The organism is Corynebacterium anserum (assembly GCF_014262665.1).
Taxonomy (GTDB): Bacteria; Actinomycetota; Actinomycetes; order Mycobacteriales; family Mycobacteriaceae; genus Corynebacterium; species Corynebacterium anserum.
Map to the genome: position 1 here is coordinate 634,326 of NZ_CP046883.1, position 12,882 is coordinate 647,207.

At 55.6% G+C, this 12,882-nt stretch carries 12 protein-coding genes; 9 read left to right on the forward strand and 3 right to left on the reverse strand.

The genetic code is table 11. From position 1 onward, the window contains the following. Window positions 1-147: 147 nt before the first annotated feature. Together GP473_RS02600 and GP473_RS02605 are read left to right on the forward strand one after the other, a co-directional pair. Window positions 148-684: a capsid assembly scaffolding protein Gp46 family protein gene (locus tag GP473_RS02600; protein ID WP_185769266.1), complete on the forward strand. Its 537-nt coding sequence runs from the start codon at window positions 148-150 to the stop codon at window positions 682-684. A 38-nt stretch (window positions 685-722) separates the two neighbouring features. After that, window positions 723-1,139, forward strand: a complete 417-nt coding sequence (locus GP473_RS02605) for a hypothetical protein (protein WP_185769267.1) — start codon at window positions 723-725, stop codon at window positions 1,137-1,139. On the opposite strand, the gene GP473_RS09635 is transcribed toward GP473_RS02605, so the two are convergent. Beyond that, entirely contained in the window at window positions 1,066-1,275 is a 210-nt protein-coding gene (locus GP473_RS09635) for a potassium-transporting ATPase subunit KdpA (RefSeq protein ID WP_390625295.1), read from the reverse strand. The genes GP473_RS02605 and GP473_RS09635 overlap by 74 nt on opposite strands. Window positions 1,276-1,367: 92 nt before the next feature. Beyond that, the gene (gene kdpF / locus GP473_RS02615; protein WP_185769269.1) at window positions 1,368-1,460 is read right to left on the reverse strand and encodes a K(+)-transporting ATPase subunit F; all 93 of its coding nucleotides are present in this window, start codon (window positions 1,458-1,460) and stop codon (window positions 1,368-1,370) included. A 348-nt stretch (window positions 1,461-1,808) separates the two neighbouring features. On the opposite strand from kdpF, the gene GP473_RS02620 reads away from it, so the two are divergent. From GP473_RS02620 to clpX, 3 genes are all read left to right on the forward strand, one after another. After that, window positions 1,809-2,405 (forward strand): ATP-dependent Clp protease proteolytic subunit, encoded by a 597-nt coding sequence (locus GP473_RS02620; protein WP_185769270.1) that lies wholly within the window; start codon window positions 1,809-1,811, stop codon window positions 2,403-2,405. Window positions 2,406-2,407: 2 nt separating this feature from the next. Continuing rightward, window positions 2,408-3,025: an ATP-dependent Clp protease proteolytic subunit gene (locus tag GP473_RS02625; protein WP_185769271.1), complete on the forward strand. Its 618-nt coding sequence runs from the start codon at window positions 2,408-2,410 to the stop codon at window positions 3,023-3,025. Window positions 3,026-3,413: 388 nt separating this feature from the next. Continuing rightward, window positions 3,414-4,688: an ATP-dependent Clp protease ATP-binding subunit ClpX gene (gene clpX / locus GP473_RS02630; protein ID WP_185769272.1), complete on the forward strand. Its 1,275-nt coding sequence runs from the start codon at window positions 3,414-3,416 to the stop codon at window positions 4,686-4,688. Window positions 4,689-4,757: 69 nt separating this feature from the next. Here clpX and GP473_RS02635 read toward each other — a convergent pair whose 3' ends face one another. Then, window positions 4,758-5,693 carry a hypothetical protein gene (locus GP473_RS02635; protein WP_186277085.1) on the reverse strand — a complete coding sequence of 312 codons (936 nt, stop codon included), beginning with the start codon at window positions 5,691-5,693 and terminating at the stop codon, window positions 4,758-4,760. A gap of 162 nt (window positions 5,694-5,855) precedes the next feature. Between GP473_RS02635 and GP473_RS02640 the strand changes: the two genes are divergently transcribed. The 4 genes from GP473_RS02640 to folC all read left to right on the forward strand — a co-directional run bounded on the left by GP473_RS02640 (window position 5,856) and on the right by folC (window position 12,865). Further along, the gene (locus tag GP473_RS02640; protein ID WP_186277086.1) at window positions 5,856-6,872 is read left to right on the forward strand and encodes a malate dehydrogenase; all 1,017 of its coding nucleotides are present in this window, start codon (window positions 5,856-5,858) and stop codon (window positions 6,870-6,872) included. A gap of 124 nt (window positions 6,873-6,996) precedes the next feature. After that, window positions 6,997-8,100 carry an alpha/beta hydrolase gene (locus GP473_RS02645; protein WP_186277087.1) on the forward strand — a complete coding sequence of 368 codons (1,104 nt, stop codon included), beginning with the start codon at window positions 6,997-6,999 and terminating at the stop codon, window positions 8,098-8,100. A gap of 91 nt (window positions 8,101-8,191) precedes the next feature. Next, a complete protein-coding gene (locus tag GP473_RS02650; protein WP_186277088.1) occupies window positions 8,192-10,987 on the forward strand; it encodes a valine--tRNA ligase in 2,796 nt (931 codons plus the stop codon). Window positions 10,988-11,335: 348 nt separating this feature from the next. Then, complete coding sequence (gene folC, locus GP473_RS02655) at window positions 11,336-12,865, forward strand: bifunctional tetrahydrofolate synthase/dihydrofolate synthase (protein WP_390625296.1); 1,530 nt, start codon at window positions 11,336-11,338, stop codon at window positions 12,863-12,865. Window positions 12,866-12,882 lie beyond the last annotated feature (17 nt).

The window sequence follows — 12,882 nt, forward strand, 5'->3', positions numbered from 1 at the left end:
AACGCGCCGCCAAGTTTTTTGGTTGGTCTTGTTCCGGGTTCGAGTCCCGGCGGCGCACTAAACCCCCTGCAAAGAACCACAGTGTTCTTGCCGGGGGTTTTGTCATGCCCGAAACGGGCGGAAAACCCCTGTAAAAGGAGAAAACACTTGTTCACACAATCACACTGGTTACGTTTCATCGAAGGCGCCGACGGTGGCGCACACAACGCCCCCGACCAGCCTAAGGAACCCTCCCAGGATGCAGACAGCACACCCGCCGACAAGCAACCTGACGATGAGGTGGACTGGAAAGCCAAATACGAGGCGATGAAAACCTACTCCCGTCAATGGGAGGCCAAAGCTAAAGCCAACGTGGACGCGGCGAAAAAGCTCAAAGAGATAGAAGACGCCGAGAAAACCGAGGTCGACAAACTCACCGAGCGGCTCAAGGAATCCGAAAAGGATAACCAGGCTCTGCAACTCCAAGTTGACCGGATGACCATCGCCGCCAAGTTCGGGATCAGCGCTGACGACGCGGAGATGTTTCTCCACGGCGATGCAGAAACCATGGCCACACAGGCCGAAACACTCGCACAGCGCAGCCGTACCCCACGCAAAGCCGAAGCCCCAAACCAAGGGCGAGGCACTGCCCAAGGGACTAAAGCGGCAGCCGAGCAGTGGGCTGATTCCCTGTTGAACAAGTGACAACACACTGACATTTACGAGTAGAAAGGCTTTTTGCCATGCAGTTGAAGACTGTCCGCGAAGCATGGGGTGCCGAGAATCAAAAGTGGCTCGGCTCCGCCCATGCAACCAACGCAGCCCAAACAGTGACCCTGGACGCCACGAAGCTAGCCAGCGTTGCTGACGCTGGGGTTATCCCATCGGGAATCCCCTTGAAGAAGGCTGAGTCCGGGAAGTTCGAGCCTGTCACCGCAGCCGGCGACAAGCTCACAGGGTTCCTATTCACCAGCCAACCTTTTAAGGCAGATGCCGGTGACATCATCGCCCCCATGCTGGATCACGGTCGTATCCGCACCGAGTTCCTCCCAGCTAAAGCATTCGACGTCACCACCCTGACAAACGCTAACCCGCTGTTTGGGCGTTGCCCCAACTGGGCAGAACCGCCTGTAGCCGTTGAAGGAGGTACAACACAATAACCGAGGCGATGGAAAAGCCCATTACCGCGCGGAAATAGCCTTTCCAGGTTTGGTCTGCATCAGGGTTGATCTTGAGGAATCGATAGCACAGGCGCTCAGCACGGGTGTGATGGGCGGAAGAATAAACCCGAGCCATCCAGTCTCCCAGCGGGACGTAGGCGACAGCGAGCAGAATGATGAGCAGGGCAATCTGCCCTAGAGCTGCGGGAAGTGGTGAAAGATGCACGACTAAAACCTCTCCGGATCAATCAGTGCTACCAACAGGTAAGCGATGAGACCCAAAGCCAGAAGAAGAAGTGCGACGGCAAGTAGGACAGACATCCTTGACCTCCTAATTCTTCAAAGCACATCCGAATGGAAAATCGTCATCCGCATTCGGCTTGCCAGGGATATTAAGACTGTCGTGGAGGGCTAGAGAGCCACATTTACGCGTTCTTTACACCAGAAGAGCGAATCTTAGCGCAGTCTTCACTTCCTGCAGAGAAGGAAGAAAATAGGTGGAAAAATAGGTAGGGGAGAAACCGTGTGGGGTGCAGTAAGGCAACCGAGCGTTGGCGAACCGTGCGCTGTTAGCGAACACGCCCCCCTTAACCGCACACGTGATCGTCGCACATGACTAGGCTGGGGCAAGACAAAATAACGAGTTCATCGAATTCCACGAGGAGCACAATGAGTACTCAGTCCCAACCGCTGGTGGCCAGCGGCACGGAGAAACCGAGCACCACGGACCTGGTATATGATCGCCTCCTGCGCGAGCGCATCATCTTCCTCGGCAGCCAGGTTGATGACGAGATCGCTAACAAACTGTGCGCCCAGATCCTTCTGCTATCGGCAGAGGATCCAAGCAAGGATATTCACCTGTACATCAACTCCCCAGGTGGTTCCGTCACTGCGGGCATGGCGATCTTCGATACGATGCAGTATTCTCCCTGCGACATTGCAACTTATGGCATGGGACTGGCCGCTTCCATGGGACAATTCCTGCTTTCCGCCGGTACCAAAGGCAAGCGTTATGCTCTCCCACACGCCCGCATCATGATGCACCAACCGTCTGCTGGAGTAGGCGGCACCGCGGCGGACATTGCTATTCAGGCTGAGCAGTTCGCACACACCAAGCGCGAAATGGCTGAGCTCATTGCGGAATTTACTGGTCAAACCGTCGAGCAGATCACTAAGGATTCTGACCGTGACCGCTGGTTCACTGCTGAACAAGCGAAAGACTACGGCTTTGTCGACCACGTCATCACTAATGCGAAGGAGCAGTAAGAATGCAGATGCCAGAAATGCGTTACATCCTTCCATCCTTTGTGGAGCACTCCTCCTACGGGGCGAAGGAATCCAACCCATATAACAAGCTTTTCGAAGAGCGCATTATCTTCCTGGGCACCCAGGTTGATGACGCATCTGCGAACGACATCATGGCTCAGTTGTTGGTGCTGGAAGGTTTAGATCCAGACCGAGACATCACCATGTACATCAATTCCCCGGGCGGTTCATTTACCTCTTTGATGGCGATTTATGACACCATGCAGTACGTCCGTCCGGACGTTCAGACAGTCTGCCTGGGACAAGCTGCCTCTGCAGCTGCTGTTCTTTTGGCCGCAGGTACCCCCGGCAAGCGCGCTGCATTGCCTAATGCCCGCGTGCTCATTCACCAGCCAGCCACAGGAGGCGTGCAAGGACAGGTTTCTGACCTGGAAATCCAGGCTAAAGAGATTGAGCGTATGCGCACCCTCATGGAGACTACCCTGGCGCGCCATACGGGTAAGTCCGAGGAGCAAATTCGCATTGATACTGATCGCGATAAGATTCTCACCGCCGAGCAAGCGAAAGAGTATGGCATCATCGATCAGGTATTCGAGTACCGCAAGCTGTCTGCCCAGTAGGGGATTGCATGTGTAGCCGAGGTGTGTGACCTTTGGCTCCCAGGCCTAATACGGCCATTATCGTGCAACCGGCAGGCCTCACCGTGCAACGCAGGCTCGGTGTATGCGGGATAGCAAGACCCCGGAGCTTTGTAAGTGAGCCCCAGTGTCCGACACGGCACTGGGGCTCACTGTATTTTGTCTCGTCAGAGAGTAACCTGTGTAGAACTGATCGCGCCTTCGCCCCGGAGTGAGATGAAATTGCCGTGTCAGTGAAGAGTGTTCGTGGATAAGGGCGCTCTCAGGCGCCGTGTCTCACGGGTGCTGCTAGTGCGAACAGGTTATTCTGAGCCTGAGATGACTTGGGTGCGTCACCCGCCTATGCGAGAGAAAGAAGAGCGAGTCTCGAATGCAAGAAAGTGCTGAACTGCTGAAGTGCTCCTTCTGCGGAAAGAGTCAAAAGCAGGTCCGGAAACTCATTGCTGGTGCAGGTGTATATATCTGTGACGAATGTATTGAGTTGTGCAACGAGATTATCGAAGAGGAGATGCTCACCGCAGCTCCCGCTGAGACCGCTGACTCTCTGCCCAAGCCCTCTGCTATCGCGGCATTTCTCGATAAATATGTCATTGGCCAGGACGAGGCGAAACGCACATTAGCCGTCGCCGTATATAACCATTACAAGCGCATCAGGGTCGAGGAATCTAATGCGTCTGCGCGTCGCTCTGACGATGAAGTAGAGCTAGCAAAATCCAACATTCTCATGCTTGGACCCACGGGTTCCGGCAAAACCTACCTAGCTCAATCGCTGGCACGCATGCTCGATGTTCCATTTGCCATTGCCGATGCCACTAGCCTTACCGAAGCTGGGTATGTGGGTGAAGATGTAGAGAACATCTTGCTGAAGTTGCTGCAGGCTGCCGACTTCGATGTGGCGAAAGCGCAGCGCGGCATCATTTACGTCGACGAAGTGGACAAGATTTCCCGAAAGTCTGAAAACCCCTCTATCACTCGTGACGTGTCCGGCGAGGGCGTACAACAGGCGTTGCTAAAGATCCTCGAAGGTACGGTGGCGTCTGTGCCTCCACAGGGTGGGCGTAAGCACCCGAATCAAGAGTTCATCCAGTTTGATACGAAGAATGTGCTCTTTATTGTGGCCGGTGCGTTTGCAGGACTTGAAAAGGTCATTGCGGAACGCCGAGGCAAAAAAGGACTGGGCTTTGGAGCGGAGATCTCGTCAAAAACTGAAGAAGACGTCAATCCATTCGAATTCGTGGAGCCCGAAGACCTGGTGAAGTTCGGTCTCATTCCTGAGCTCATCGGCCGACTACCTGTGGTGACCCACGTCGGGCATCTGGATGAGGATGCGTTGGTGCGTGTTCTTACGGAGCCTAAGAATTCCCTTGTTCGTCAATACGAGCGCCTTTTTGAGATGGATGGCGTGCGTTTGTCGTTCGAAGAAGACGCACTTCGGGAGATTGCCCGCCAAGCATTGGCGCGTGAGACCGGAGCCCGCGGATTGCGCTCCATCATGGAGAGCATATTGTTGCCGGTAATGTTCACGATTCCTGAGGATGAAGAAACCGGTGAAGTTGTAATCACTTCTGATTGCGCTGCCGGAAAGACTGAACCGACGCTACTGTCCCACGAAGAGGTAGCTAGTAACGACAAACGCTCAGCGTAATGTCGAGCCAAGTGGCCAGCGGCGACAATGGGAGAAGCGGCCAGCGGCAACCAGAGCGGAGATAGTCTGCTAATCCTTCCCGTAGAGTTCCTCTTCCCTCGGAGCGTGCTCTGAGCGTGCGGGGGTGGGGGCAGTGGCGTCGTGAGAAGAAACGGGAAAAGAACCGGGGGTCACGCTGGGGGATGTAGAGACACCGTTCAACGGCCCAGTGGCGTCGTTGAGCTCAGCATATTCCCGAGAGTATAAATGCGCCGCAACCGAGGATCCCATCCCAGGTGATTGGGAGGAATGAGTATAGCTGCTTCCTTGTGAGGTAGGCATAGTGGAGGTCAGGAAGGCCACAACATTATCGACAATTAATTTCTCCAGCCCTTCTGCATTGGCTGGATCACTAACGTTCATTCCGTATAGAGCATGGAAGGTGGATCCGGAGGCGACGGGAAAAGCGCATAGCGACAGGATGACAACGTACAGATCCTCAGCCGATATTCCCTCCCGGAAGGCGCCGACATCGTAGCCTCGCATCAATAGGCGGTCGAGCTGGAGAACCACAGGGGAATCTTCCATCACGCCTACACGCCGCGGCAAGTCCAAGGTGTTGAAGAGATTCTCCGCAATGAGCAAGCGCAAGCAATCGGGATGCGCCTGAAAACGGCGAAACGTGGCGCTCACAAAATTCCGGACGGCATCAGCGGGAATGAGATCCGCCAAGCCATCGAGTTCCGGCGCATCCGCCGGAGGCCAGATCTGAGCCATCGCGAAGCGCAGACCCTCCTCGTATAGCCGCTGCGGATGGCGTAAAAATGGGCAAGAAGGAGACACTCCCACGGCGTTCCCAATCTCATGAAGAGATTGGGAGCTAATGGCTGTGCCGGAGCGAGCCAAAATAGGCAGACTATGGCGCATGACGGACACATAGTCTGCCTTTTTTAAGCCCGTGCCCTTCCATGAGCTCGCAGGCAGGACATAGTCATCGGGGGACTGCAAAGGCTTCCAAGACGTCACGTTCTTCATGCTAGTGCAGCAGTCAGCGCAGGTACCCACTGCACGCCGATCTGTTCTTTGCAGTAGGTTGGAGAGAGACGAAAAGAAAAGCTTCGTTTATAAACCCATGCCATAAGCAAACCCATGCTCTACGCATAGGAATCGATTGGAGAGGATCAGCATATGACCCAGCCCGCAGTAGATACTCCCGCCGGCGAACAGCAGCCGGTTAATGTTGCAGTGACCGGTGCTGCCGGTCAGATTGGTTACTCGCTGCTGTGGCGGCTGGTTAATGGCGAAGTGTTTGGTGCACGCCGTGTGAACCTTCGCTTGCTGGAGGTCGGTTCAGGCTTAAAGGCGGCTAAAGGTGTTGCAATGGAGCTCATGGACTCTGCGTTTCCGCTGTTGAGCGACATCACCATCACTGACGATCCGATGGTCGGGTTTAAGGATGCTCATTCCGTATTTCTCGTGGGCGCCAAGCCGCGCCAGGCCGGGCAAGAGCGTGCTGATCTATTAGCTGCGAACGGCGGTATTTTCGGTCCTCAGGGAAAGGCTCTCAATGAAGTGGCTTCCCGTGATGTCCGTGTTCTGGTGGTGGGCAATCCAGCGAACACCAATGCGGCAATCCTGGCCGCCAACGCGCCAGACATCGACCCACGCCAAATCACGGCCATGACCCGACTTGACCATAACCGTGCACTCGGACAACTTGCTCAGAAGCTCGATGTCCCTGTAACCAGCTTGTCCCGTATGACCGTGTGGGGTAACCACTCCGCTTCCCAGTTCCCAGATGTGTCTGAGCTGTTGGTCGACGGTAAACCAGCTGCAGACCAACTTGATAAGAATTGGTTGACTGACGAATTCATTCCGCGTGTGGCCAAGCGTGGGGCGGAAATTATCGAGGTGCGCGGGCACTCGTCTGCGGCTTCTGCTGCGTCATGCGCAATCGATCACATGCGGGACTGGTTCAACGGTATTCCGGAGGGCGATTGGGTGTCAGTAGCGCGCCCATCCGATGGCTCTTATGGGGTGCCAGAGGGCATTGTCTCTTCTTTCCCATGCCGTTTGGTGGATGGACAGTGGGAGATCGTTCAAGGTCTGGCCATCGACGAATTCCAGAGGGAGCGTATCGACGCCACCGTTGCCGAACTCGTCGAGGAGTTTGACACCGTCAAGGAATTGGGCCTGCTCTCATAAGGGCTGAGACACGGTGCGAGCCTGCCTGTATGGTTAGCTGCCGTGTGCCCTCAGACCGGTACTTTTGAATTCAAATATTCCCGTTTGCCCTCCATAGGGCGCGCGGGTGTGTTTGTATGAGGCCATGACAGAGCACAACACAGCACCTAATTCTGCACCTACGTCCGTCGACCCTGTCCAGCCACCCGCTTTCACGCGGATTGCTGCTGCAGGCGCTGGAGTTTTATCTTCTTTGCCTACTGGGTTACTGCGCTTGTTGGGGAGCCACACGAACAGGGACGGCGACAAGTTGGATGCGGATGTTCGCGCCACACTCATGGCTCTCAAGATTGTGTCCAGTGATGATCTGACTGATCTGCCTATAGCCGATGGACGTGTCATGCTTGACGAGGAAGCCTACATGGCTTGCCCGAAGAGCAGCGTGTATCAGGTTGGAAGTGTCACTGAGCATGAGGTTGCCGGGGTGCGGGTACGGCATTACCGCCCGAAGGGTGCGGAATCCGTTGAGGTGGATCTGCCGACTGTGGTGTACTTCCATGGCGGCGGTTGGGTGCTGGGCTCCCTCGATTCCCATGATTCGACGTGCCGTTGGCTGTGTGCTCGCGGTGATGTGGCCGTTTTAAGTGTGGATTACCGTTTGGCTCCGGAGCACGCGTTTCCTGCGGGCTTGGATGATGCCACCGCGGTTACTGTCGCTGTTCTTAACGGGGAGGTCGCAGGTACTGACCCAGCTCGCGTGGTGACTGCTGGAGATTCCGCAGGTGGCAACCTCACTGCTGCGGTAAACCTGCGTTTGCGCGATGAGGGCAAGCCCCTTCCATGCCTGCAGATGCTTTTTGTGCCCGTCACTGACCTGAGAACTTTCGAAACCGGTAGTTACCAAGAGTTCGCCAAGGGGCCGTATCTCACGGCTAAGCATATGGAGTGGTACCGCGAGCGCTATGTGCCTAACGAGGACGATAGGCACAGTTCTTATGCTTCTCCGTTAGCTGCAACAGATCTTTCTGGGCTGCCGCCTGCGTACGTTGCGGTGGCGGGCTTTGACGTACTGCGTGACGAAGGCGAGGCCTATGCGCACCGTTTGTCTGAGGCGGGTGTGGATGTGACTCTTCGACGCCACGGAGGCCTGACTCACCCCTTCGTGAACTCCACGGGCACGTGGAAGAACGCCCGGACAGCCATGGATGAGGCTGTGGGAGCGTTGCGTTTGGCTTTGAGAATCAGCTAATCACCTGGCTCCAGCATGTCTTTAAGGCAGGGGTGGGTTTTCCCGCGAGTACTGGTTTCCCTGTCTTGGAGGTCTATTAGACTAGACACTCGTGAGTGAAACCAGTGCTAATTCCAAGTCCTCAGCTGCCGGTACATCCATCGGCACTGACCGTTCTTCCAGACTACCTGCGGCGTGGAATCCCGCTGACGTAGAACTTGATCTGTACGAAGGCTGGGTTAATTCTGGCTATTTCAAAGCGGATGCTTCCAGCTCCAAGCCTCCGTTTTCCATCGTGCTGCCTCCACCGAACGTGACGGGTCAGTTACATATGGGACACGCTTTAGACCACACGTTGATGGATCACATGGCTCGCCGTAAGCGGATGCAGGGCTATGAGGTGCTGTGGTTACCGGGCTTTGACCACGCGGGTATCGCTACCCAAACCAAGGTTGAGGCCATGCTCAAGGACACTGAGGGTAAAGACCGCTTTGACTATGGTCGCGAAGAGTTTGTTGATCGCGTATGGGAGTGGAAAGAGAAATACGGTGGAGTTATCCAATCCCAAATGCGCGCTATTGGCGATTCTGTGGACTGGTCACGTGAGCGTTTCACGCTGGATGAAGGTCTCTCCCGAGCTGTGCAGACCATCTTTAAAGCCCTGTATGACAAGGGCTTAATCTATCGTTCCAACCGTATGGTGAATTGGTCGCCAGTGTTGCAGACCGCCATTTCTGATATCGAGGTTGTTTACTCCGATGATGAAGGTGAGCTGGTATCCATCCGATATGGCTCGCTGAAGGATGATGAACCTCACGTGATTGTGGCGACCACCCGTGTAGAGACGATGTTGGGTGATGTGGCAGTAGCGGTGCACCCTGAAGACGAACGCTACGCTGACCTCGTTGGCACTTCGTTGCCTCACCCATTCTTGCCGGATCGCCAGATGATCGTCGTTGCTGATGATTATGTTGATCCAGAGTTTGGCACGGGTGCTGTCAAGATCACTCCTGCACACGATCCAAACGACTTTGCGCTGGGACAGCGTCACGATTTACCGATGCCGGTGATCATGGATGAAACCGGTCATATAGCGGGCACTGGAACTGAGTTCGATGGCATGGATCGTTACGAGGCACGTGAGAAGATCCGCCTAGCGCTGGAAAAACAGGGGCGTATTGCAGGTCGTAAGTTTCCTTACGTCCACTCCGTAGGCCATTCCGAACGCTCTGGCGAGGCGCTCGAGCCACGTCTGTCGCTGCAGTGGTACGTAAAGGTCGGAGAATTGGCAAAGATGGCCGGAGATGCAGTGCGCGAAGGCGATACCGTTATTCACCCGTCGTCGCAAGAACCGCGGTGGTTTGACTGGGTTGATGATATGCATGACTGGTGTATTTCCCGCCAACTGTGGTGGGGTCACCGCATCCCAATCTGGTATGGCCCCGAGGGGGAAGTGGTGTGCTGTGGCCCAGACGATGAACCACCAACAGGGCCCGGTTGGCACCAGGACGACGATGTCCTAGATACATGGTTTAGTTCTGCCTTGTGGCCATTTTCCACCATGGGATGGCCAGCAAACACTGAAGAACTATCCAAGTTCTACCCAACGTCTGTGCTGGTCACTGGATATGACATTCTCTTCTTCTGGGTTGCGCGCATGATGATGTTCGCCACTTTCGCAGACACCCTAGAGGATTCTCCGCTAAAGGGTGGGGAACTGGGTGTTCCTGCTTCTGAACGTGCTAGCCGCCCACAGATTCCGTTCCGTGAAGTTTTCCTCCATGGCTTGGTGCGCGATGAACGTGGCCGCAAGATGTCCAAGTCTCTGGGGAACGGTATTGACCCGATGGACTGGGTTCGCGACTATGGCGCCGATGCGCTGCGTTTCACCTTGGTTCGCGGTGCTAACCCGGGCAGCGATTTGCCAGTGGGTGAAGATTCTGCGCAGTCCTCCCGTAACTTCGCTACCAAGCTGTACAATGCGACGAAGTTTGCGCTGATGAATGGGGCACAGGTGGGTGAGTTGCCGGCGCGAGAAGATCTGACTGATGCTGACCGTTGGATTTTGGACCGTTTGGAAGCTGTGCGTGCTCATGTGGACATGGCTCTCGATAAGCACGAATTCTCCTGGGCGAATGAAGCACTCTACAAATTTGCGTGGGGTGAGTTCTGTGATTGGTACCTGGAAATTGCCAAGGTGCAGATTCCACGGGATTGGGATGCTGCGACGCAAGAAGATATCGACCGGGGCATCCGCACTCAACTGGTGTTGGGTCGCGTCTTGGATTCTGTGCTGCGCATGCTCCATCCAGCTATGCCCTATGTGACGGAAGTGTTGTGGAAAGCGCTCACGGATGGTGTGGAAGGTTACGAATCATCACTGATGATCAGCCAGTGGCCAGACGCACAGCTCACCAATGGTGGTGTGAAGCCGGATGCCGACGCGCTGCGTCGAATCGAAGATGTAGAGAAGTTGGTCACGGAACTGCGCCGGTTCCGTTCTGACCAAGGCGTGAAGCCAACCCAGAAGGTGCCTGCTGCCGTTGATTTTGCCGCAGCGGATCTGGTCGATCTGGAGGACGCAGTGCGTTCCATCGTGCGCATTGAACAACCGGATGCGGAATTTACCGCAACGGCCTCGATCGAGGTGCGTCTATCCCAAGCTACTGTCACGGTGGAGCTCGATACGTCTGGAACCGTGGATGTTGCGGCGGAGCGCAAGCGTTTGGAGAAGGATTTGGCGATAGCCCAGAAGGAACTCGATAATGCTGCGAAGAAACTGAGCAACGAGAACTTCCTTTCCAAGGCGCCGGAGAAAGTCGTGGAAGGTATCCGGGAGCGTCAACGTGTCGCGCAGGAAGAATTCCAGCGGATCACCGCGCGCCTGGAAGAATTACCGAAAGCATAGACCCTGAGCTTTGATAGGTACTCACGCCCCGCGCCGCCATTAGGCTGAGCGCGGGGTTATCCTGTTCAACGACATCAACTTCAAAAGATGGGTGGAGAAGTGACTGATAGCAGCGGTGGCGTCGACAAAAATAAGACCTATCAGCCTCAAGGCTCCGAACCAGCAGAGCCCATAGGTGGCCAGTCGGTGGAGCGCCAAGGCACTGAGTCGGTACAGCACAGAAATGGCCAGTCGGTGGAGCCCAAAGGAAACGAGTCGGTTGAGCGTAGAGACACCCAGGCGGTAGAGCACCTGGGTTCTGAGTTGGTTGACCGCAAGAACGCCAGCCGCCCAGAAACGGATGCGCAGATCGACGCGGCCCTCGAAGAACTACCGGGATTTGGTGAAGTCACGCTCGATGAAGACGGGTTAGCGCTGCCGATCGATCAACCCGGCAGCGCCGCTGAAGATGACGGGGAGGAAAGCCTGCCTGACCAGCCCATCACTACCGAGGATCTTCGCGCCCTAGCAGAGACGGAAGCAGAACTTGATCTCCGCTGGCCAGAAACGAAGATTGACCCTTCGTTGGAGCGCATCGAACTCCTCATGGATCTTCTTGGACACCCCGAACGAGCTTTCCCCGCTATCCATGTGGCGGGTACTAACGGTAAGACTTCCGTAGTGCGGATGATTGAGTCCCTCATGCGGGCATTTCACAGGCGAACCGGGCGCACCACCAGTCCGCATCTGCAAATAGTCACCGAGCGCATAGCCATCGACGGTAAGCCGATCCATCCGAACGACTATGTGCGCATATGGGAAGAAATCAAACCCTATGTGGAGATGGTGGATGCTCGTAGCGAAGCGTCCGGAGGCCCTACAATGAGCAAGTTCGAGGTACTTGTTGCCATTGCATACGCTGCCTTCGCTGATGCTCCAGTAGACGTGGCGGTAGTGGAAACAGGGATGGGTGGACGCTGGGATGCCACGAATGTGATCAATGCAGACGTCGCCGTCATTACGCCCATTGGAATGGATCACACTGACTATCTAGGGGAGACGATTGAACAGATCGCGGGGGAGAAAGCCGGGATCATCAAGTCTCGTTGGGATACCGATGACCTCCTCAGCCCGCCGGATAACGTGACAATCATCGCGGAACAGGAACCAGAAGCCATGAACGTGTTGCTAGCTGAGGCGGTGGAGAAAGACTCTGCAGTGGCACGCGCTGGCAGCGAATTCGGGGTACTCGAATCTTCCGTGGCGGTGGGAGGGCAACAGCTCACCCTCCGTGGATTAGGAGGAACCTACGAAAATATTTTTCTGCCCCTGTCGGGTGAGCACCAGGCGCGCAATGCGGCGGTGGCGCTTGCGGCCGTGGAAGCATTCTTTGGTGCCGGTGCTGACAAACCGCTGGACATTGAGCGCGTGCGCGAAGGATTTACCACCGTGCAATCGCCGGGTCGTTTGGAACGTGTCCGCACCGCACCCAGCGTTTTCATTGATGCCTCGCATAACCCTCATGGTGCCAAGGCTTTGGCAGAGGCGATGGATCGTGACTTCTCTTTCCGGCGACTCGTTGGCGTGGTGGGTGTACTCGGCGATAAGGATGCCCGTGGAATCCTGCGCAACTTAGAGCCTGTATTGGATGAAGTGGTGATCACCACAACCAATTCACCGCGGGCTCTTGATGTGGACACTTTGGCAGAATATGCTCGCGATGCCTTTGGCGAAGAACGAGTGCATGTTGCATCCAACCTCCCCGGAGCAGTGGAACTCGCAATTGAGCTTGCGGAAGAGGACAGCGATGGCGTGCTTTCGGGGTCAGGAGTGCTGATCACCGGATCTGTAGTGACAGCCGGTGAAGCCCGCACTCTCTTTGCCAAGGAACCTGTATAGGCGAGGGTGACATGGAA